Below are 20,732 nucleotides of genomic sequence, written 5' to 3'. Positions count from 1 at the left end.
TCGTGCCCGTATACCGCCGGGTACAGTCGCCGCACTGCTCTGGCAGCCCCTGTTGTCGAGGCGAGAGAGAAGTTGGTGAACGATCGTCACCCGTCGGGGACCATGACCTCCCCGGCCTCGGCTTCCGATGCCGCCTCGGCGCACTACGCGTCGTACGGCGCCCAGGAAGCCCACTACGGTGACTCCACCACGTACGCCACGTACGACGCCAACGGATTCGCCACCGCCGGCCACGCCACCGCGACCTTCGACTCGGACCCCCTGTTCGGCAGCCTCCCCGGTGAGAACACGGGCGCGTACGACGCCACGCAGTGGTCCACGGGCAGCCACCAGACGCTGAACTACGACGCCTACGCCGCCCAGCACCACGCCGCCTACGACACCGGCGCGTACGACAACACCGCCTGGGCGACCGGCCACCAGCAGCTCCCCTTCGTCCCGCACCAGGCCACCGGCCACGACGTCTCCGGCCAGTGGGACGCGAGCGCGTGGGCGCAGCCCGACCAGTCCGCCGCCCCGGCCGACCAGACCCAGCAGTGGGAATGGGGCACGCAGACCTTCGAGACCGGGACGTACGACGCCACCCAGTGGAACTCCGACGGCGCCACCGCCACGCACGCGGCCGACGGGTACGAGCAGTCAGCAGAATCCTTCGACCAGCAGGCGACCGCGCACTTCGAGCAGGTCGAGCACGTCGACCTCACCGGCTACGACGATCCGTCCCAGCACGCCGCCGAGCCGGACGCCACCGGTGAACTCCCCGACGCCGCCCCGCTTCTCGACGACCAGGAGGAGGCCACCCCGGCCCCCTCCCCCCGCGCCGCCTCCCGCAGCGGGTCCCGCTCCCGCCGCCGTACGCCCCCCAAGCGTTCCGCGCTGCTGACGGTCGCCGTTCCCTCGGCCTGTGTGATGGGCGTCGCGGGTATCGCCGCCGCTTCGGTCGGCAACCTGACCGACGACAAGGAGACGGCGACGACCGCGTCCGACGCGACCGCCGTCAAGCCGTCCACGGCGAACAACAAGCTGGACACCCAGCTTGAGAGCCTCTCCGCCGGCGCCGACGACTTCGCCGACCGGGCCAGCCGTACGCAGGAGCGCATCGACCTCAAGGCGCAGCAGGCGGCCGAGAAGAAGAAGGCCGCCGAGGAGGCGGCCCGCAAGGAGCGGCTGCGCCCGAAGTTCGCGATCCCGGTCCTCAACCACGGCCTCAGCGCGTATTTCGGCCAGTCCGGCATCAACTGGATGTCCGTGCACACCGGCATCGACTTCCCCGTCTCGTACGGCACGACGGTGATGTCCGCGACCGACGGCACCGTCCGCACGCAGTGGAACAGCGCCTACGGCAACATGATGATCGTGACCGCGAAGGACGGCACGGAGACGTGGTACTGCCACCTCTCCAGCTACCGCGTCGCCTCCGGTACGACGGTGAAGGCGGGCGACCCCATCGCGTACTCCGGCAACTCCGGCAACTCCACCGGCCCGCACCTGCACTTCGAGGTCCGGCCGGGCGGCGGCTCGGCGATAGACCCGCTCTCCTGGCTGCGCAGCCACGGCCTGGACCCGTCGTAGGTCAGCGCACGCAACTCCCGCTGAACCCCCACCGCACGCCGGTGACCCCTTGACGCCTTGGTGAACCCCCGCCCTTCCAGCGGGGGTTCACTGCACACGGCAGCTAGAGCTTCTCCACCGGGGCGTACCTCAGCAGCAACCGCTTCGGCTTGACGTCCCCGAAGTCGATCGTCGCCTCGGCGTTCGCACCCGAGCCCTTCACCGCGGTCACCGTGCCGAGCCCGAACTGGTCGTGCGTGACACGGTCGCCGACGGCCAGCTGGACGACCGGCTTCTCCGAGGTGCGGCGCGTGGCGAAGCCGGACGCGCCCGACGCCGAGGAGCGCGAGCGGGAGGAGGACAGCGAGGCTGCGACTCCGGACACGGGCCCGGAGGAGACCGGCGCGGTCGCCCCCGTCCGCTTCCAGTCCACGTGCGCCGCCGGGATCTCCTCCAGGAAGCGGGACGGCGGGTTGTACGACGGCTGCCCCCAGGCGCTCCGCATCGACGAGCGCGTCAGATACAGCCGCTCACGCGCGCGCGTGATGCCGACGTACGCGAGCCGCCGCTCCTCCTCAAGCTCCTTGGTCTGGCCGAGGGCGCGCATGTGCGGGAAGACGCCGTCCTCCATGCCGGTGAGGAAGACGACCGGGAACTCCAGGCCCTTGGCGGTGTGCAGGGTCATCAGGGTGATGACGCCGGAGCCGTCCTCCTCCTCGTCCGGGATCTGGTCGGAGTCGGCGACGAGCGCCACCCGCTCCAGGAAGTCGGAGAGGCCGCCAGGGGCCTCGCCCTCGCCCGACTCCTGCTCGAACTCCAGGGCCACGGCGGCGAGTTCCTGGAGGTTCTCGATACGGGTCTCGTCCTGCGGGTCGGTGGAGGCCTGCAACTCGGCGAGATAGCCGGTCCGTTCGAGCACCGCCTCCAGGACGGTCGCCGGTCCCGCGCCGGACTCGACGATCGTACGGAGCTCCTCCATCAGCGTGTTGAACCGCTTGACGGCGTTGGTCGACCGCGCGGCCATCCCGTACGCCTCGTCGACGCGCTTCAGCGCCTGCGGGAAGCTGATCTTCTCCCGCTGCGACAGGGCGTCGATCATCGCCTCGGCGCGCTCACCGATGCCGCGCTTGGGCACGTTCAGGATGCGCCGCAGCGGCACGGAGTCCTCGGGATTGGCCAGCACCCGCAGGTAGGCCAGCACATCGCGGACCTCCTTGCGCTCGTAGAACCGAACCCCGCCGACGACCTTGTAGGGCAGCCCGACGCGGATGAAGACTTCCTCGAAGACACGGGACTGGGCGTTGGTCCGGTAGAAGACGGCGACGTCGCCGGCCTTCGCGTCCCCCGCGTCCGTCAGTCGGTCTATCTCGTCGGCGACGAACTGCGCCTCGTCGTGCTCGGTGTCCGCGACATAGCCGGTGATGCGCGCGCCCGCGCCCGCGTTGGTCCACAGGTTCTTGGGCCGGCGGGATTCGTTGCGCTCGATGACCGCGTTGGCTGCGGTCAGGATCGTCTGCGTGGAGCGGTAGTTCTGCTCCAGCAGGATCGTCGTCGCGTCCGGGTAGTCCTCCTCGAACTGGAGGATGTTGCGGATGGTGGCACCCCGGAAGGCGTAGATCGACTGGTCCGCGTCACCCACCACGCACAGCTCGGCGGGCGGGACGTCGTAGTCACTGGGCGGCACGTCGACGGGGTGCTCGCCGGTCCCGACGAGCTCGCGCACCAGCGCGTACTGGGCGTGGTTGGTGTCCTGGTACTCGTCCACCAGCACATGGCGGAACCGTCGGCGGTAGTGCTCGGCGACGTCCGGGAAGGCGCGCAGCAGATTGACCGTCGTCATGATCAGGTCGTCGAAGTCGAGGGCGTTGGCCTCCCGCAACCGCGACTGGTACATGGCATAGGCCTGAGCGAGGGTCTTCTCGAAGCCGTCCGTCGCCTGGGCGGCGAAGTCCTCCTCGTCGATCAGCTCGTTCTTCAGGTTGCTGATCTTGGCGCTGAAGGACTTGGGCGGAAACCGCTTGGGGTCGAGATCCAGATCACGGCACACGAGCGCCATGAGCCGCTTGCTGTCGGCGGCGTCGTAGATCGAGAAGGAGGAGGTGAACCCGAGTTTCTTGCTCTCCCGCCGCAGGATGCGCACGCACGCGCTGTGGAAGGTCATCACCCACATCGCGTTCGCGCGCGGGCCGACGAGCTGCTCGACGCGCTCCTTCATCTCGCCCGCGGCCTTGTTGGTGAAGGTGATCGCGAGGATCTGCCCCGGATGCACATTCCGCTCGGCGAGCAGATGGGCGATGCGATGGGTGAGCACACGGGTCTTGCCGGATCCGGCGCCGGCCACGATGAGCAGCGGGGTGCCGGAGTGGACGACGGCGGCACGCTGGTTGTCGTTCAGCCCTTCCAGCAGCGCGGCGGCGTCGATGACCGGCCGCGGGGCGCCGTCGCGGTAGTGGCCGTCCCGGTCCGGTGGCACGTCGAACTTCCCGCCGAACAGATCGTCCGGAACCGACTCCGGAGCGTGATCGTCCTCGGGCGGCGGCGGGGGTCCCTCGTCATGGCCGCGGGGGGCCTGGAGGTCCGCCAGGAAGCTGTCGTCAAAGAGGCTGCTCATCGCTCTCCGAGTCTAGGGCGCCCCACTGACAGCCCGCGGCCACCCCGAGAACATCGCCCGTTCCAAACCTCGACGATCTTCGACTCCCGCCCACCGAGCCACCCCCTCGCCCTCCAGAACCACCTGGTCACAGTCCGCAACGCTCTCCCGAGGCACACCACCGACCGAGAACCCCATCTCTCCGAAGCCCGAAAAGAGACGCCCGAAGATCACTCGAAGATCACCCACCCCGCCCCGCCCACACTCCCCCCTTAACTGAACGGAAACCCCATCTGCCCCAAAACACCCTCATCCCCCAAGACCCCACAGAAACCCATGAATAGATGACCTCCCACAGCGCCCTGACTCAAGGTCACGAAAATGTATCGGGCATATCGAACATCAACCTTCACAGGGGCCACACGAGTTGGCTACCGTGCCGGACAGGCCGCACGACCCCCACCGGCGAACGACGCCGGGCCGCGCGGCCTCCGCCGAGTCCGGTACGCCACCGCGCAGCCGGAGCCGGGGACCCACCGACCTTTGGGGTGAATCGGCCCGGACCCGCCCAGGGACCGGCCGTAGGGCAACCCTTCCGGACCACCCGCCCGAACCCGACAGCTAACTCGGTAGGCGGAGCACGGAAGGAGTCGCCTCTCTTGGCGTCGCACCGCAAGTCGCGCCCCGCGGGGACGCGCGTCGCAGGCATACGGACCCCCGCCCTCGCCACGGCGGCCCTCACGTCCGTCGCCCTGCTGTCCCAGACGGCCAACGCGAGCCCGTCCACGGATGACAAGCCGAGCCTCGAAGAGGTCGAGAAGAAGGTAGACGACCTCTACCGCCAGGCGGAGACGGCGACCGAGAAGTACAACTCCGCCAAGGAGAAGACCGCCAAGCAGCGCAAGCGCGTCGACACCCTCCTCGACGACGTCGCCAAGCGCACCCAGGAACTCAACGAGGCCCGCGAGGAACTCGGCCGCTCCGCCGCCGCCCAGTACCGCACCGGCGCCGCGGCCCCCGACACGGCGACCTTCCTCCTGTCCGAGACCCCGCAGGACTACTTCGACCAGACCCAGCTGATGGACCGTATGACCGGCCGTCAGAAGGAAGCGGTCGACGACTACTTCACCCAGCAGTCCGCGACGATGAAGAAGCGTCAGGAGGCCACCCAGAGCCTCGAAACGCTCACCGAGTCGCAGAACGACCTGCAGACGGCCAAGTCCACGGTCCAGACGAAGCTGTCCGACGCCCGCGAACTCCTCTCCAAGCTGACGGCGGAGGAGAAGGCACGCCTCGCCGCGATCGAGAAGCGCAAGCAGGAGGCGGCCGCCCGCAAGGCCGCGGAACTGGCCCGCCAGCAGGCTGAGGCAGAGGCCGAGCGCAAGCGCCAGGAAGCCGCCCAGCAGCAGGAGACCACCCAGCCGCCGGCCGACTCGGGCTCATCCTCCTCGGACCCCTCGTACGCCACCAAGGCCGAGAAGGCCCTGGCCTTCGCCCGCGCCCAGATAGGCAAGCCGTACGTATGGGGCGCCACCGGCCCCGACTCCTACGACTGCTCCGGCCTCACCCAGGCCGCCTGGAAGGCCGCCGGCGTCGACATCCCCCGCGTCACCTACGACCAGGTCAACGCCGGCACCACGGTCTCCCTCGCCAACGCCAAGCCCGGCGACCTGGTCTTCTTCTACGACGACATCACCCACGTGGGCCTCTACATAGGCAACGGCATGATGATCCACGCCCCGAAGCCCGGCGCCTACGTCCGCGAGGAATCGATCTACTACGACGGAGAGTCGGCAATCCACAGCGTGCTCCGCCCCGCCTGACACACCCACACGCGCGCGTGGCCCAGAAATCCCCCACGCGCGCGTACCCCGCGCCCGCACGCGCGTGCCCGCCACACCTCCGCGGCGCCGCACCCGCGCACGGCGGGAAGGGGACGTGCCGGGGGGTGTCCGCCCGCAGTGGCCGGCGTCAAGAACACAACCTCCAGGCCAGGTCCAGCCGCCGGTCCGAGGACGGACACCCCCCCGGCGCGGCCCCGACCCACAACACACCCGCAGGCGCTACACGAACCCCCACCGATCACCAGCAGGCCGCCGCAGGCATGGACGCGCACCCCCACCACCCGCATCCCGGCCCAACCGCCGGAGGCACCCGGCGCGCCCCACCCCCAACCCCCACCCCGCTCCCTAGCATCGGCCCCATGCCCGCCAGCACCACGACCACCCCCACCTCCCTCTTCCGCACCTGGTGGTCGCAACCTCCCCCCACGGCCGGCGCCGCCGTCATGGCGACGGGCATCCTGTCGGTGGCCCTGCACCAGACGAACTACGAAACCCTGTCCCGGATCACCCTCGCCCTGGCCTGCGCAGCCTGGCTGGCACTCGCCGGAGACTTCGCCGCACGCCTCCTCTGGGACCGCTCCAGATGGCTGAAGGAGGCGGCCACCCCGGCCGCCCTGACCGCCATCGCCGCAACGACCGTTCTCGGCACCCGCTTCAGCGACCTCGGCCGGCAACACCTCGCCCAGGCCCTGCTGGCCCTCGCCGCACTGCTCTGGCCGGGCCTGCTCATCGCCGTGGTACGCCACTGGCACCGCCACATGCCCGGCGCGGTATTCCTCGGCTGCGTGGCCACCCAGGGCCTGGCCGTCCTCGCCGCCACTCTCGCCGCGACCGAGTCCACGGCATGGCTCGCACACGCCGCACTCATGCTCTTCTGGCTGGGCCTGGTCCTCTACGTCATCGCCCTGACCTGCTTCGACCTGCGCCAGGTGACGCAAGGCTCCGGCGACCACTGGGTGGCCGGCGGCGCCCTCGCCATCTCCGCGCTCGCCGGCTCGAAACTCATCGCCGCCGACAGCCCCGGCCAGTACCTCTGGAACGACGACGACAACGGCGTCCTGCACGCGGTGACCGCAGCCCTGCTGGTACTCGATCTGGCCTGGTACGCCGTCCTGACCGTCGCCGAGATCGGATGGCCACGGCCGCACTACGACGTACGCCGCTGGGCCACGGTCTTCCCGATGGGCATGACGGCGGCGGCGACACTCTCCGTCTCCACCGCCATGGACGTCCCGTGGCTCAGGACTCCGGGCGAAGTACTGCTCTGGATCGCGGTGGTGGCATGGCTGGCGGTCGCCGCGGGCGCGGTGCGGACCTACCTCGACGTCACGTCCACAAAACGGCGATGAAGATGTTCGCCATGGTCAGCAGCCCCACAAGCCCGAACAGCCGCTTGTCCACCGCCTCCTCGTCCCGCTGCACATAGACGAGCCCGAGGATCACGATCAGCAGCGCCAGCTTCACACCGATCTTGATGTTGTTGACGGGCTGATCGTCCGCCTGGTTGAGCCCGACCAGGATCACTCCGGTGACCAGCATGGTCAGGGCACCATGCAGCATCGCGGGGACGAACCGGGCGGTGCCCTGGCCCATCGCCTTCATCTGGGTGAAGAACCCGCCGAGCAGCGCGGCGATGCCGATGATGTGCAGGCCGACGAAGAGATGGATGAGTACGTCCATGGACCGGGAGCCTAATCAGCACCAACCGCACCCCTGACAGCAGCCCCACTCCACCCCCCTCCCCGATCTTGCATATATGCGCCCCATAGCACCCCGGCGTCCCCGCGAAGCCCGAAACCGCCACATCGGTCATCACCCCGCGTGAACACGACGCCCCCATTCCGGGATCACGCTCACTTACGGTCATCTCGCGGTCCGCTCCCGGCACTTCCGCACAACGCGTTACCGACCAGACACAGTGAGGTTTAGCGTCCTCCACCAGGTGACCGGCTCCCCACCGCCGCCCGGGCCAGGGGCGGCAGTCGGACACCACCGCCGAGAAAGGTCCGGCGGCGGCCCGCTCCCCCTGTGTGGGCCGCCGCCGGACGCGTAACCCGCCCCGGGGCGGTCGTACGTCCGCTCCCCCCAGGCGTTCCTACGGTCGCCGCTCTCCCGGGGCGGTCATACGCCCCCTGCCCCGGCGGACTCAGCGGGACCAGGCGGTCGGACGAAAGGACGTGCAGTCCAGGTGGCAGCGCACCGAAAGCCCCGTCAACGCTCGCTCGGCGGCAACACGGCCCGCACGGCATGGACGATCGCCCTGGCGGGCGCGGCGAGCGCGACGGGCTTCGACGGCACCGGCCACGCCGAGCCGCAACTGACCCCGGCGCAGGTCAAGGCGAAGGTGGACAGGCTGTACCAGGAGGCGGAGGTCGCCACCGAGAAGTACAACGGCGCGAAGGAGCAGGCGGACTCGACCGAGCGGCGGATCAGGACCCTGCAGGACGAGGCCGCACGCAGGACGGAGAAGCTCAACTCGGCACGGGAGGCGCTGGGTTCGATGGCCGCGGCACAGTACCGCGACGGCGGGATCGACCCGGCCGTCCAACTCGCCCTCTCGAACGACCCCGACCGCTACCTCGACGGCGCGGAGTTCGCCGAACGCGCCGGCAAGCGGCAGGCGACGTCCGTCGCCGGCGTCCGCCGACAGCTACGGGAGATCGAGCAACTGCGCGGCGCCGCACGCATCGAACTGGCCTCGCTGAAGTCCCGCCAGGCCGAACTACGGCAGCACAAGACCACGATCACCGGCAAGCTGGACTCGGCCCGGGGCCTGCTCGCCCGGATGACCGCCGAGGAACGCGCCCGGCTCCAGGAGAGCGCGGACCGCGCCGCACGCTCCTCGACAGGCACCCGCGACGCCCTGACGACCCCCGGTTCCGCAACCGCCCAGGCCCCCAACTCCCGAGCGGCGTCGGCCATTTCGTACGCCTACTCCAAGCTGGGCAGCCCCTACGTCTGGGGCGCGACCGGACCGGACGCCTTCGACTGCTCCGGCCTCACCCAGGCCGCCTACCGGTCGGCCGGCCTCTCACTGCCCCGCACGACGTACGCCCAGATCGACGCGGGCCGCCGCATCTCCCGCTCCGAACTGCTCCCGGGCGACCTGGTGTTCTTCTACTCCAGCATCAGCCACGTGGGCCTCTACATCGGCAACGGCCAGATGATCCACGCCCCGAACCCCTCGGCACCGGTCCGGGTGGCCCCGCTCGACGAGATGCCGTTCGCGGGGGCCACGCGAGTGGTGTGACCCACCGGGTCTGAGCCGGAACCGGGCCCCGGCTCAGACCAGACGCCGGGCCGTCGCCCACCGTGTCAGCTCATGCCGGTTCGACAACTGGAGCTTCCTCAGCACCGCCGAGACATGCGACTCGACCGTCTTCACGGAGATGAAGAGCTGCTTGGCGATCTCCTTGTACGCGTAGCCCCTGGCGATCAGCCGCAGCACCTCCCGCTCGCGCTGGGTGAGCCGGTCCAGGTCCTCGTCCACGGGCGGCGCGTCCGTCGACGCGAACGCGTCCAGGACGAACCCGGCGAGGCGAGGCGAGAACACCGCGTCGCCCTCCTGGACCCGGAAGATGGAGTCGACCAGATCGGTTCCGGTGATCGTCTTCGTCACGTACCCGCGCGCACCACCCCGGATCACGCCGATCACATCCTCCGCCGCGTCCGAGACGGACAGCGCGAGGAAGCGGACGGGCTGCTCGGTGTCCGCCATCAACGGGGCGCAGCGGCGCAGCACTTCGACCCCGCCGCCACCCGGGAGGTGCACGTCGAGGAGGACGACCTCGGGCCGGGTCGCGGTGATGACCGTGACCGCCTGGTCGACGTCCGCGGCCTCGCCGACGACCTCGACGCCGGTCTGCTCGGTCCGGCCGATCTCGGCCTGGACTCCCGTGCGGAACATGCGGTGGTCGTCGACGAGGACCACGCGCACATGCCGCTCGGCCGTGCTCCCGCCGGTCGACTCCACAGGCTCGTTGGCCTCGGTCGCGTCGCTCATGACGTCTTCTCCGCCCTCTCCATCTCCAGCTCGACCTCCGTGCCGCCGTCGGGTACCGCCCGAAGCCGGGCCGTACCGCCGTTGCGCTCCATGCGGCCGATGATCGATTCTCTGACGCCCATGCGGTCGGCGGGTATCGAATCCAGGTCGAAGCCCGGACCGCGGTCCCGGACGGAGACGAAGACGGTCTTCCCCTCCACCTCGGCGTAGACCTGCACGGCGCCGCCCTCGCCACCGTACTTCGCGGCGTTCACCATCGCCTCGCGCGCGGCCTGCATCTGCGCGCCGATTCTTTCGTCGAGCGGGCAGTCGCCGACCACCACCACCTCTATGGGGACGCCGTGTTTGTCCTCGATCTCGGCGGCGTTGCGCCGGACCGCTTCGGCGAGGCTGGCGGGTTCGTCGGCCTCGTCCTTGCCGGTGCCCTCGGGTTTGTAGAGCCAGGTGCGCAGGTCGCGCTCCTGGGCGCGGGCGAGGCGGCGGACCTCGTTCGCGTTCTCCGCGTTGCGCTGGATCAAGGTCAGGGTGTGCAGCACCGAGTCATGGACATGCGCGGCGACCTCGGCGCGCTCCTGGGCGCGGATGCGCATCAGCCGCTCCTCGGAGAGGTCCTGGGTCATCCGGACCAGATACGGACCCGCGAGGAGCGTTATGCCTACGAGGACCGCCAGGGCCGCCTGCAGGACGGAGCCGAGGTGGGCGGCGGAGCCCTGCAGGACGAAGATGCCGGAGACGCCGGCCGTGACCAGCACGACGCCGCCCGCGGCACGCAGCAGAGTAAGGGTGCGCCGACGCCGCCCGGCCTCCATCCAGCGGGCCCGGCGGGCGTTGTCCGCCTGTCGCCAGACCAGGGCGACGCCCGCGCCGACGAGCACGGCGGGCAGGAGGTAGGCCTTGGCGCCGTTGCCCAGGTCCACGCTGCCGACGAAGACCATCGCCACGACGACCATGAGGAGCAGCGCGACGATCTGGCCCCTGTCCGGCTTGCGGGCGACGAGTCTGCGGCGGCCGTCGGACGCGGTCTCCGTGGCGAAGGGAGACGGCCGCTGCGCGTCGACCCCGCCGACGCCGAGCGGCACGAAGAACCAGAACGCGGCATACAGCAGCGCCCCGAGGCCGTCCGCCATGAACAGGCCCACGAAGACGAGCCGCACCCAGATGACGGGCAGCCCGAGATGCCCGGCGAGCCCCCGCGCCACGCCCCCGAGCCAGCGTCCGTCGCTGCTGCGGTAGAGCTTGCGCGGCGGCCGCGGTTCGGCGAGTGGCGCTGCTGCGGCTTCCGGCATGCCATCGATGTTCACACGCCCGGACGACCAGGGCATCAGGGTCGACCCCCGAGACTCCCCTGATCTTCGAGGCCCGCCGCCTCGAACGCTTCCCCCGTCCCCGCCTCAGGGCCGATATCAGGGTCCGACCAGGGTCATTCCGACTCCCGCCGAGGCGGCCCGCCCGTCACCATGGACACATGACTGATCACCAGCACGCCGCGGACTCCGTGCCCGGGCCGGACGGCGTGCCCACCGCGGGCACCCCGTCCGGCCCGGCACCCGCGAGCGCCGCGGGTGAGGAACCGCGCGCACCCGCGGGCGCGGAAACAGAAGCGTCCGCGGCAGCGGGCGTCCTCGACCCACCACACAAGTTCCGGCGCGACCGGCGGCACAAGATGCTGGCCGGCGTGTGCGCCGGGCTCGGACGGCAGTGCGACATGGACCCGGTGATCTTCCGGATCACCCTCGCCGTGCTCTCCGCGACCGGCGGCATAGGCCTCATCTTCTACGGCTTCGCCTGGCTCTTCGTCCCGTACGACGACGAGGAGCAGAACGAGGTGCGCAAACTGCTGACCGGCCGCGTGGACGGCCACGCGCTGACCGCGGTGCTGTTCGCGCTGGTCGGCTGCGGCGTGTTTCTGACACTGCTGAGCAACGGCGGCGTGCTGGCCTTCGCCGTCGTCCTCTCCCTCCTCCTCGCGGGCGCCGGCTACTGGTCACGGCACCGCAGCACCCCCGACCCCGACCCACTCGCCGCCCAGGCCGTCGCCGACGCCCCGCCCGAGGCCCAGGCCCCACCGGTCCCCGCCGCCTACTCCTGGTGGCGCGACCCCATCGTCAAGGACGGCACCCACGAGGGCGGCACAGGCTACCTCTGGGGTCCCCGCGACTCCCAGGACCGCGACATCGCGGCAGCGGTCAACATCGGCCTCGGCACCAGGTGGACCAGCCGCGAGGACATACGAGGCCACCGCCCCCAACAGCCGAAGCAACGCGGCCCCCGCTGGATCGGCGGCTGGGTCTTCCTGCTGGCCCTGCTCGCGGGCGCCCTCGGCACCGGCGCGACCTGGGAGGACCACGCCCTGGGCACCAGCCTGCAGATGGGCCTGTCCTGCGCACTGCTCGTCCTCGGCCTGGGCATAGCGACCAGCGCGTTCCTGGGCCGCACAGGAGCGGGCTCCGTCTTCCTGGCGATCATCACCGCGGGCCTGCTGGCCGCCTCCGCGGCACTGCCCAAGGACATCAGCGCCCACTGGATCGAGAAGGACTGGCGTCCGGCGACGGCAGCCGACGTGCAACAGCACTACGACCTGGGCACCGGCGTCGGCACCCTGGACCTGACCGGGGTGAAGTTCACCGAGGGCCGGACGGTGACCACGAGAGCCGACGTGGGCGTGGGCCAACTGAAGGTGATCGTCCCCAAGGACGTGACCGTGAAGGCGAGCATCGACGTGGGGGTGGGCGACATCCAGTTGCCGGGCGACGACGAGCAGGACGTGGACGTGGCACCGGGCAAGCACAAGGAGCTGACCCTGAAACCGGCCACGGGCACCAAGAACACGGGCACGCTGGACCTCGACCTCAGCGTGGGTGTGGGACAGGCGGAGGTGAGCCGTGCTACGTCATGAGTTCCAGCCCGGCAGACTGATAGCCGGCACCTTCCTGACCCTCGCGGGCATCATCTACGCCGGCGACGCGGGCGGCGCCTGGGAAACACCGTGGTTCGCGGTCATCCCCCTACTCGTGGTCGGCCTGTTCCTGGCCGGCACGGCGGCGGCGATAACGCGCGGCATACGCAAACGCCACCGATCAGCCTCCAAGCACACCCCTGCCAACCCCACCACCCCCACCAACCGGAGCTAAGGGAGCTAACGGAACCAGCGGAGCCAACGGGGTTAGCGATAGCCCCCCAGCCGCTGCCGCCGCCGCGCCCGAATCGCAGCGTCCACGGAAAACATGGAGGCACCCGCGAGGACGAGGGGCAGCCAGGCCATCAAGTAGGCCAGGTCATTGCCGTAGTAGTAGGGATCGGAGGCCCAGCTCACCGTCAGCCACAGACTCAACGAGATGAGCGCACCGCCGAGCGCCGCCAGACGGGCGAAGAGCCCGATGAGGGTGCCGATACCGACGGCCAGCTCGCCGAAGGCGATGGCATAGCCGAACGCGACCGGGTTGTTCAGAGCCATGTCGACCATCGCCGGGATGGCCGACGAGTCACGAACGGCACGCATCATGTCGCCGATCGACCCCGAACCGGAGTCCTTCATGAAGGCGCTGTCGGTGAGTTTGTCCAGGCCGGCGTAGATGAACGTGACGCCGAGAAAGACGCGGAGAGGGAGCAGTGCGTAACGGGTGGCGGTATCTCGCCAGTCCCGGCCGCCGTCGAGGTAGGGGGAGTGCGTGTCCGTGTGCATACCGTGAGTCATCGCCCGTAGCCGCCTCTCGCCCGCCGTGCCGTGACCCCTCGAAAACGATACGTACGCATTGCCTGCGCCGCTCAATCCAGCCCCGCCCGTATTTTCTGACCCACCCGCCCTGAGCGGAACCCCAAGGGGTGATTGCGTCGCCTGAACCGTCCCACGAGTTGGCCGTCTGCTGCGGCAGGACCCGGCGTCGGTGCCGGGCGGGCGTGGGTGCGCAGCCCGGCGCGACGGGGTGCCGCCGCGCCTCACCCACAAACCGCAGGGGCTACATGCACCCCCACCGGACAGCAACATGCGGCCGCAGGCATCCCGCCCGCCCAACGGCCGGAGGCAACCGTCACTCAGTCACGTCAATCGCATACCGATTCGTCTCCACCCCCACCGCAGTAACCACCTGCACCTCCACCCGGCCCGGCTCCACATCCGCCGGCACAGGCACCCTCAACACCGCATCCGTCGGATTGCTGAAGCCCCCGGCCACCGGCACCAACGGCACATGCGCATGCACCGCCCCGATCCGCACCACCATCCGCGACAACCGGTCCGCCCCCTGCGCCCCGGGCGGCACGAACCCGGCCCCCCGGATCTCGATGTCGTCCCCGGTACGGATCGGCGCATCCAGATCCCCGGCTTCCCGCGCCCGCACCACGGACAGAATCACCGGCCGCCCCCCTTCCGCATACTTCCCGGCCACATAGGTCGCCGCAGAAACCAGCACCACCACCGCCAACCCCCACGGCAGATCCGGCAACTGATCCGGCCGCCGCCCCAACCGCACCGCCGCGAACAACAACGCGACCCCACCGATCACGACGTACTGAATGTCCGCGAACGTCCCCCGCCCCGCGTCATCCGTCAGCAGATCAGCCGCCCGAGGCCGATCCGCCCGCACCTTCTGCAGCCGCTGCCCGAGCACCCGCACCCCGACGACCCGCCGCACCAGCACAGCGATCGCGCACACCACGGCGAGCACGGTCACCACACCGGCCCCCCGCCCGAGCTCAAGCCCGGCAATCAGCGCATCGCGCTCCGCGTGCCCGGACGCCGCCGCGAGCCGCCCCACCAGGACCAGCACCGCGTACGCGACGAACAGCACCCACGCCCCGGCCACCGCCCGCGACGTGGACAGCCGGTTGTCCTCGCCGATGACCGGGGCAAGCGCCCCGCCCCGAGCCCGGTGGAACCAGGACGCGGCGGTCAGCGCACCGGCCGTCACCAGCGCCGCCAGCAGCCCGGCCGTACGGGCCACCGTCCACCCCGCCCCGATCGCCGTGAACGCCTGCACCAGCAGCAGCACTACGACCAGAGCCCAGACCCCACACGTCGTACGCCACCACAGCCGCGCCAGCCAGGCCGCACCCTCGGCCCGCCCACGCTCGGCGACGGCCTCCGCCGACTGCGTCAACTCCTCGGAGACCCACTGTCGGGAGGCCGAGGCCGAGTGGGCGACGGCCGCGGGCAGCCCCTTCCCGGCGGCGAATTCGTCCCGTTTCAGCAGGAACTCGGCGATGGCCCGCCGATGCCCCGCAAGCGCCCCGTGCAGACAGTCCCCACAGGTGCAGCCGCCTCCGTGCGCGCCCACCATCGCGCTGCCCTGCCCAGCCTCCTGCACCGCCACGCCCGATGCCCGCCTTCCAAGTGACCGAATGCCCTCAAGGCCTTATGACCTCAAGGCTTTATGACCTCAAGGCCTTATAACCCCACCAGCCCACGACCGGCAGTGGTATCTCAGATACCGGCCACCACGGATTTCGGACACCGCGCCGGCCACCCACCACTGCCGCCGCAACTCCCTTACGACGCAGGCGAATTGTGCCGCACACGTCCCGCCACCCAACGACCGGTCCCGGTCGGCCCGGGTGATGAGCGGCCCCCCGTGTTGACCCGGCTGCGAGAATTTCCCTATGGCCGAGATCATCCAGCGCGACGGGACCTGGGCCTTCGACGGCACAACGGTCCGGATCACGCCGGGACTCCACCGCTCCGTGCCACTGTTCCGGCAGACGTACGGAGAGATCGCCGTGCCCCTCGAAGCCGTCGCGAGCATCGTCTTCGAACCCGAACGCAAGCGCGGCCGGCTGCGCATACGGCTGCGGGAGGGCGCCGACCCGCTGCTCCAGGCGACCGGCGGCCGACTGCCCGACACGGCGGACCCGTACCGGCTGACGGTGGACGTCGACCGGGCCGGGGTCGCCGAGTACGTCGCCGAGGAGATCCGCCACGCGCTGCTCCTGGACCAGATCCCCAAGGAGCCGACCAAGGCCTACCTCCTCCCCGGCCCGCCGGTCCCGGTCTCCGTCCGCTCCTCCGACGGCATGGTCTCCTTCGACGGCACCCAGGTGCGGATCGACTGGTCCGACACCTCCGACCGGGTCAAACGGGCGACCGGCCCGCGCATCATCCATGTCGGCGACCTCGTCCAGGTGGAGTGGCTGCCCAACTCCGGCTACGAGGACGGCTTTCTGCGTTTCGTGACCCGGGAGACGGTGTTCTCGAAACTGCCGGCGGAGAAGGACCCGTACGCCCTGGACCTGTGGGGCAGCGCCCGCCGCGACCTGCTCACCGCCCTGGTCGCCACCGCGGTCACCGCCCGTCTGCCGCACCCGTCCACCCGCACCGGCGTCGACCACGCCGACCGCCCCCGGCTGACGGCAACCGTCCCGCCCCCGGCCGACCACCACGACGTACTGCTGCGCAGGCTGCGCGAGTTGGGCGAACTGCACCGGGACGGCGTCCTCACCGACGAGGAGTTCGCCATGACGAAGGCCGTGGTCCTCCGAGGCTTCTGACCACGACGCCACCGAACCGTCCGAACCGTCCGAATCCCCCGCCCCCCGAACCGTCCGAACCACCCGCCCTCGAACCGCTCGCCCCCCCCGAAACGCTCCGACCCCTCCGAACCGTCAGCTCAAGAGATCCGGTTCACTCCGGCTGACGTCCTGCCACAGCGGCTGATAATTGATCCACCCCACCAGATCCCCGCCCAGCTGCTCCCACGTGGCCACCGCCTGCCGATGCTCGATGAGTACCGGGCGCCCCGCCGCCTTGGCGGTCAGCTGCACCTGGCAGGACCGTTCCATGGACACGAACCACCAGGCCGCCGCGTCCACCGAGTCGCCGACGGTGAGGAGGCCGTGGTTGCGCAGGACGAGGGCCTTGCGGGAGCCGAGGGCGTTCGCGATCCGGCGGCCCTCCACGGCGTCGACGGCGACCCCGGAGTAGGCGTCGTAGAGGGCATGATCCTCGTAGAAGGCGCAGCTCTCCTGGGTGATCGGGTCGAGCAGCTCGCCCAGCGCCGCGAGCGCGCGGCCGTGCACGGAGTGGCAGTGGGCGACCGCGACGACGTCGGGGCGGGCGGCGTGGACCTGGGAGTGCACGGTGAAGGCGGCCTGGTTCACGTGGTAGCGGCCGTCGATCACCTGCCCCTCGGAGTTGGCGAGGACCAGGTCGCTGACGGTGACGTGCCTGAACGGCATCCCGAACGGGTTGACCCAGAAGCAGTCGCTGAACTCCGGATCACGCGCGGTGATGTGCCCGGAGACCCCGTCCTCGAACCCGAGCCGCCCGAAGATCCGCAACGCGCCCGCGAGCCGTTCCTTACGGTGTCGGCGCTCGTCCTCGACCGACTCGTGCATCGGCGGCATCGCGAACTGCAACCGGTCGGTCGGCAGCGGTGCGGGCGGAGTGGGCCCGAGGGGCGTCCCGTGCATGTGTCCTCCAGCACTGGGTTGCTTACGGGGCGGAAGTTACCCTCGGTCAGCGCAGGAGAACAGACATGTTCTGTAAAGATCCGACGCCCACGCACCCGGAAGCCGGATGGAATCCGGACAGCGGATGTCGGGTATCGGCGCGACACTCACCGTATGACAGCGAACTGGGCATCGTTCACCGAGGCCGAACCCGACCTCGCCCGCACCACCGAGGAACGCTTCGGCGCCTTCACCCACCACATCCTCGCCACCCTCCGCAAGGACGGCTCCCCGCGCACCACCGGCCTGGAGGTCCGATTCCTGAACGGCGAGCTGTGGCTCGGCATGATGCCGAACTCGCTCAAGGCCCTGGACCTGCGCCGCAACCCGCGCTTCGCGCTCCAGGCGAACCCCGGGGAGGGACAGTCGATGGGCGGCGGTGACGTACGGATCTCGGGGCGGGCGATCGAGGTCGAGGACCCGGCGCTGAGGGCCGTGTACGCCGAAGAGGTGGAACCCCCGGAGTCACCGGAGCCGTTCCACCTCTTCCGCACCGAGCTGACGGAGGTCGTCAGGACCTACATCGAGGACGAGAAGTACCTCGTCGTCCAGATCTGGAAGCCCGGCGAGCCCCTGCGCACCCTCAAGCGCACATGAGGCCCATAAAACCCAGAGGGCCTACTCCCACTCGATGGTGCCCGGGGGCTTGCTGGTCACGTCGAGGACGACCCGGTTGACGTCCCGCACCTCGTTGGTGATCCGCGTCGAGATCCGCGCCAGGACGTCGTACGGCAGTCGCGACCAGTCGGCGGTCATGGCGTCCTCGGACGAGACGGGGCGCAGGACGATCGGGTGGCCGTACGTCCGGCCGTCACCCTGCACACCCACGCTGCGGACGTCCGCGAGCAGGACCACCGGGCACTGCCAGATGTCCCGGTCGAGGCCGGCCGCGGTCAGCTCCTCGCGGGCGATGGCGTCGGCCTCGCGCAGCAGGTCGAGACGCTCCTTCGTCACCTCGCCGACGATCCGGATGCCGAGGCCGGGACCCGGGAAGGGCTGGCGCTGGACGATCTCGTCCGGGAGCCCGAGCTCCTGGCCGACCATCCGCACCTCGTCCTTGAACAGCTTGCGCAGCGGCTCGATCAGCTGGAATTCGAGGTCTTCCGGCAGGCCGCCGACGTTGTGGTGGGACTTGATGTTCGCGGTGCCGGTACCGCCACCGGACTCGACCACGTCGGGGTACAGGGTGCCCTGGACGAGGAACTCCACCGCCGGACCCGCGTCCGCGATGATCTCGGCCTGCGCCTGCTCGAAGACCCGGATGAACTCGCGGCCGATGATCTTCCGCTTCTCCTCGGGGTCGCTGACCCCGGCGAGCGCCTTGAGGAACCGCTCCTCGGCGTCCACGACCTTCAGCTGGACGCCCGTCGCGGCCACGAAGTCCTTCTCGACCTGCTCGGTCTCGCCCTTGCGCATCAGGCCGTGGTCGACATACACGCAGGTCAGCTGGGCGCCGATGGCCTTCTGGACCAGCGCCGCCGCCACGGCGGAGTCGACGCCGCCGGACAGGCCGCAGATGGCGCGCCGGTCACCGACCTGCTCGCGGATGGCCGCGACCTGCTCCTCGATGACGTTGCCAGTGGTCCAGTCCGGCTTCAGGCCCGCACCCCGGTACAGGAAGTGCTCCAGCACCTGCTGTCCGTGCGTGGAGTGCATGACCTCGGGGTGGTACTGGACGCCGTACAGCTTCTTCTCGTCGTTCTCGAAGGCGGCGACCGGGACGACGTCCGTGGAGGCCGTCACGGAGAAGCCCTCCGGGGCGGCGGAGCAGGCGTCGCCGTGCGACATCCACACGTGCTGCTCGGCCGGGGTGCCCTCGAAGAGGGTGGAGGACGACCGGGAGACGTGGAGATCCGTGCGGCCGTACTCGCGGGCGCCGGTGTTGTCGACCGTGCCGCCCAGGCTCTGCGCCATCAGCTGGAAGCCGTAGCACATGCCGAAGACGGGGACGCCGGCCTCGAAGAGCGCGCGGTCGATACGGGGGGCGCCCTTCTCGTACACGGACGAGGGGCCGCCGGAGAGGATGATCGCCGCCGGGTTCTTGGCGAGCATCTCCTGGACCGGCATGGTGCTCGGCACGATCTCGCTGTAGACCCGGGCCTCGCGGACACGACGGGCGATGAGCTGGGCGTACTGCGCACCGAAGTCGACGACCAGGACGGTGTCGGGGGCGGCTGCGGGGTTCGCTGATGACACGGGTTGCCTTCCGGCGGTGAGCGAGGTGTGTGTGGGGCCGAGTCTACCGGGATCCCCGGGACCACCCTCGGGGCAAGCCTCGTCTCAGGATGCGAACCGGGTTGGACGCCCCCGGAAGGCGCGGCATACTGACCCCATGCTCACGCACCAGACCTTCCTCTTTACCTATGGCACCCGGCCCGCCGGCTGCCATGGTCGTGCTGCTTGAGCAACTGACAAGCGACTTCCCAGGCGCCCCGGGCCGACAAGGCCCGGGGCGTCTGGCGTTTTCCGGGTCCTGTCGCTCCGGGGCACCGACCGCCGAAACAGACGAGGAGCCCCCATGACCGCCATCGACGTGACCGGTGCCCGTACCCCCGAGGCCGCGGACGTGATCACCGGCGCCCGTGAACGCATCGACGCCCTGGACGACCGGATCATCGGGCTGATCCAGGAACGCATGGCCGTCTCGGCCGTCATCCAGGAGGCGCGGATCACCTCCGGCGGCCGGCGGGTGAATCTCTCCCGCGAGATGGAGGTCCTCAACCACTACAGCGAGGCGCTGGGCAAGCCGGGCACGTCGCTGGCGATGACGCTGCTCGAACTGTGTCGCGGTCGCATCTGAGTTCGAGACCCTCTCTCACCCGTACGGCGCGTGACGCCTCCCCCACCCCTTCGTTGGTACCGGTGTCCGTGCCAGCCAGGGGCGGGCCCGAGAGAACCACGCGTGGCTCACTGGAGCGATGAGGCGTTACGGATCGTGCCGGCGCCGTGGGACCTCGCTCCAGGTAAGTGACCGGACGGCAGGGGACAGCAGCCCGGTCACCCAAGAGGGTCGGCTCCGGGGACGCCCGGGGCCGGCCGGCGGTTACTGCAGGAAGACGTACGAAGACGTACAGGGGTGGGTCGAGCGGTTGCGGTGGAGGCGTCCGTCCAGCACGATGCGTTGAGACCCCCGAGTTCCCGCCACCGAAGTCCCGCGACAGACCACTGCACTGCCAGAGGTCGAGACCAGGACCACCAGACCACAACCAGCGGCGCACCCCCCGGCGCCGCTCCCGAAGCACCGACGCTGCCCTGACGTCGGTGCTGACGAAAGAAGGGCCCCGCGGCTACTGCCTGCGGGGCC

Annotated in this window: 17 protein-coding genes and 1 riboswitch; of the genes, 9 read left to right on the top strand and 8 right to left on the bottom strand. The window is 70.2% G+C overall.

Annotated elements, in window-relative coordinates:
- Positions 1–102 precede the first annotated feature (102 nt).
- Entirely contained in the window at positions 103–1,572 is a 1,470-nt protein-coding gene (locus tag POF73_RS02655; protein WP_272112905.1) for a M23 family metallopeptidase, read from the top strand.
- A 103-nt stretch (positions 1,573–1,675) separates the two neighbouring features.
- Here POF73_RS02655 and pcrA read toward each other — a convergent pair whose 3' ends face one another.
- Positions 1,676–4,162 carry a DNA helicase PcrA gene (gene pcrA, locus POF73_RS02650; protein WP_272112746.1) on the bottom strand — a complete coding sequence of 829 codons (2,487 nt, stop codon included), beginning with the start codon at positions 4,160–4,162 and terminating at the stop codon, positions 1,676–1,678.
- A 461-nt stretch (positions 4,163–4,623) separates the two neighbouring features.
- A riboswitch (cyclic di-AMP (ydaO/yuaA leader) is annotated at positions 4,624–4,792 on the top strand.
- 8 nt (positions 4,793–4,800) lie between these two features.
- Here pcrA and POF73_RS02645 point away from each other — a divergent pair.
- Both POF73_RS02645 and POF73_RS02640 read left to right on the top strand, forming a co-directional pair.
- On the top strand, positions 4,801–5,964 hold the full coding sequence (locus tag POF73_RS02645; RefSeq protein WP_272112745.1) for a C40 family peptidase: 1,164 nt from the start codon (positions 4,801–4,803) through the stop codon (positions 5,962–5,964).
- A gap of 380 nt (positions 5,965–6,344) precedes the next feature.
- Positions 6,345–7,334 carry a tellurite resistance/C4-dicarboxylate transporter family protein gene (locus POF73_RS02640; RefSeq protein ID WP_272112744.1) on the top strand — a complete coding sequence of 330 codons (990 nt, stop codon included), beginning with the start codon at positions 6,345–6,347 and terminating at the stop codon, positions 7,332–7,334.
- Here the strand turns inward: POF73_RS02640 and POF73_RS02635 are convergent.
- Positions 7,312–7,665: a hypothetical protein gene (locus POF73_RS02635; protein WP_272112743.1), complete on the bottom strand. Its 354-nt coding sequence runs from the start codon at positions 7,663–7,665 to the stop codon at positions 7,312–7,314. The two genes, POF73_RS02640 and POF73_RS02635, sit on opposite strands and share 23 nt — an antisense overlap.
- 508 nt (positions 7,666–8,173) lie before the next feature.
- Between POF73_RS02635 and POF73_RS02630 the strand changes: the two genes are divergently transcribed.
- Positions 8,174–9,235 (top strand): C40 family peptidase, encoded by a 1,062-nt coding sequence (locus POF73_RS02630; RefSeq protein ID WP_272112742.1) that lies wholly within the window; start codon positions 8,174–8,176, stop codon positions 9,233–9,235.
- 33 nt (positions 9,236–9,268) lie between these two features.
- On the opposite strand, the gene POF73_RS02625 is transcribed toward POF73_RS02630, so the two are convergent.
- Together POF73_RS02625 and POF73_RS02620 are read right to left on the bottom strand one after the other, a co-directional pair.
- Positions 9,269–9,988, bottom strand: a complete 720-nt coding sequence (locus POF73_RS02625) for a LuxR C-terminal-related transcriptional regulator (protein ID WP_272112741.1) — start codon at positions 9,986–9,988, stop codon at positions 9,269–9,271.
- Positions 9,985–11,310 carry an ATP-binding protein gene (locus tag POF73_RS02620; protein ID WP_272112740.1) on the bottom strand — a complete coding sequence of 442 codons (1,326 nt, stop codon included), beginning with the start codon at positions 11,308–11,310 and terminating at the stop codon, positions 9,985–9,987. The genes POF73_RS02625 and POF73_RS02620 overlap by 4 nt, the downstream gene beginning before the upstream one ends.
- Positions 11,311–11,453: 143 nt before the next feature.
- Between POF73_RS02620 and POF73_RS02615 the strand changes: the two genes are divergently transcribed.
- Positions 11,454–12,884, top strand: coding sequence for a PspC domain-containing protein (locus POF73_RS02615; RefSeq protein ID WP_272112739.1), 1,431 nt, complete (start codon positions 11,454–11,456; stop codon positions 12,882–12,884).
- Positions 12,871–13,119 carry a hypothetical protein gene (locus POF73_RS02610; RefSeq protein ID WP_272112738.1) on the top strand — a complete coding sequence of 83 codons (249 nt, stop codon included), beginning with the start codon at positions 12,871–12,873 and terminating at the stop codon, positions 13,117–13,119. Before POF73_RS02615 ends, POF73_RS02610 begins: the two co-directional genes overlap by 14 nt.
- Positions 13,120–13,151: 32 nt before the next feature.
- On the opposite strand, the gene POF73_RS02605 is transcribed toward POF73_RS02610, so the two are convergent.
- Together POF73_RS02605 and POF73_RS02600 are read right to left on the bottom strand one after the other, a co-directional pair.
- A complete protein-coding gene (locus tag POF73_RS02605; RefSeq protein WP_272112737.1) occupies positions 13,152–13,682 on the bottom strand; it encodes a DoxX family protein in 531 nt (176 codons plus the stop codon).
- Positions 13,683–14,016: 334 nt separating this feature from the next.
- Entirely contained in the window at positions 14,017–15,297 is a 1,281-nt protein-coding gene (locus POF73_RS02600; RefSeq protein ID WP_272112736.1) for a hypothetical protein, read from the bottom strand.
- Positions 15,298–15,583: 286 nt separating this feature from the next.
- On the opposite strand from POF73_RS02600, the gene POF73_RS02595 reads away from it, so the two are divergent.
- Positions 15,584–16,468 carry a DUF4429 domain-containing protein gene (locus POF73_RS02595; RefSeq protein ID WP_272112735.1) on the top strand — a complete coding sequence of 295 codons (885 nt, stop codon included), beginning with the start codon at positions 15,584–15,586 and terminating at the stop codon, positions 16,466–16,468.
- 114 nt (positions 16,469–16,582) lie between these two features.
- On the opposite strand, the gene POF73_RS02590 is transcribed toward POF73_RS02595, so the two are convergent.
- On the bottom strand, positions 16,583–17,389 hold the full coding sequence (locus POF73_RS02590) for a class II aldolase/adducin family protein (RefSeq protein ID WP_272112734.1): 807 nt from the start codon (positions 17,387–17,389) through the stop codon (positions 16,583–16,585).
- A 153-nt stretch (positions 17,390–17,542) separates the two neighbouring features.
- Between POF73_RS02590 and POF73_RS02585 the strand changes: the two genes are divergently transcribed.
- Positions 17,543–18,025: a pyridoxamine 5'-phosphate oxidase family protein gene (locus POF73_RS02585; RefSeq protein WP_272112733.1), complete on the top strand. Its 483-nt coding sequence runs from the start codon at positions 17,543–17,545 to the stop codon at positions 18,023–18,025.
- A 21-nt stretch (positions 18,026–18,046) separates the two neighbouring features.
- Here POF73_RS02585 and guaA read toward each other — a convergent pair whose 3' ends face one another.
- The gene (gene guaA / locus POF73_RS02580) at positions 18,047–19,624 is read right to left on the bottom strand and encodes a glutamine-hydrolyzing GMP synthase (protein WP_272112732.1); all 1,578 of its coding nucleotides are present in this window, start codon (positions 19,622–19,624) and stop codon (positions 18,047–18,049) included.
- Positions 19,625–19,946: 322 nt separating this feature from the next.
- Here guaA and POF73_RS02575 point away from each other — a divergent pair, with 322 nt between their 5' ends.
- Entirely contained in the window at positions 19,947–20,228 is a 282-nt protein-coding gene (locus POF73_RS02575; protein WP_272112731.1) for a chorismate mutase, read from the top strand.
- The last annotated feature ends 504 nt before the right edge of the window (positions 20,229–20,732 follow it).

Source organism: Streptomyces sp. HD (assembly GCF_028369295.1).
Taxonomy (GTDB): Bacteria; Actinomycetota; Actinomycetes; order Streptomycetales; family Streptomycetaceae; genus Streptomyces.
The sequence above is the reverse complement of the archived record's forward strand: the minus strand, read 5'-3'. Positions and strand labels throughout refer to the sequence as shown.

Coding starts and splice junctions, on each gene's coding strand:
- POF73_RS02615 (WP_272112739.1), top strand. CDS start 11,454: ATGACTGATCACCAGCACGCCGCGGACTCCGTGCCCGGGCCGGACGGC.
- POF73_RS02605 (WP_272112737.1), bottom strand. CDS start 13,682: ATGACTCACGGTATGCACACGGACACGCACTCCCCCTACCTCGACGGC.
- POF73_RS02575 (WP_272112731.1), top strand. CDS start 19,947: ATGACCGCCATCGACGTGACCGGTGCCCGTACCCCCGAGGCCGCGGAC.
- POF73_RS02590 (WP_272112734.1), bottom strand. CDS start 17,389: ATGCACGGGACGCCCCTCGGGCCCACTCCGCCCGCACCGCTGCCGACC.
- POF73_RS02620 (WP_272112740.1), bottom strand. CDS start 11,310: ATGCCCTGGTCGTCCGGGCGTGTGAACATCGATGGCATGCCGGAAGCC.
- POF73_RS02595 (WP_272112735.1), top strand. CDS start 15,584: ATGGCCGAGATCATCCAGCGCGACGGGACCTGGGCCTTCGACGGCACA.
- POF73_RS02625 (WP_272112741.1), bottom strand. CDS start 9,988: ATGAGCGACGCGACCGAGGCCAACGAGCCTGTGGAGTCGACCGGCGGG.
- POF73_RS02585 (WP_272112733.1), top strand. CDS start 17,543: ATGACAGCGAACTGGGCATCGTTCACCGAGGCCGAACCCGACCTCGCC.
- POF73_RS02640 (WP_272112744.1), top strand. CDS start 6,345: ATGCCCGCCAGCACCACGACCACCCCCACCTCCCTCTTCCGCACCTGG.
- pcrA (WP_272112746.1), bottom strand. CDS start 4,162: ATGAGCAGCCTCTTTGACGACAGCTTCCTGGCGGACCTCCAGGCCCCC.
- POF73_RS02635 (WP_272112743.1), bottom strand. CDS start 7,665: ATGGACGTACTCATCCATCTCTTCGTCGGCCTGCACATCATCGGCATC.
- POF73_RS02655 (WP_272112905.1), top strand. CDS start 103: ATGACCTCCCCGGCCTCGGCTTCCGATGCCGCCTCGGCGCACTACGCG.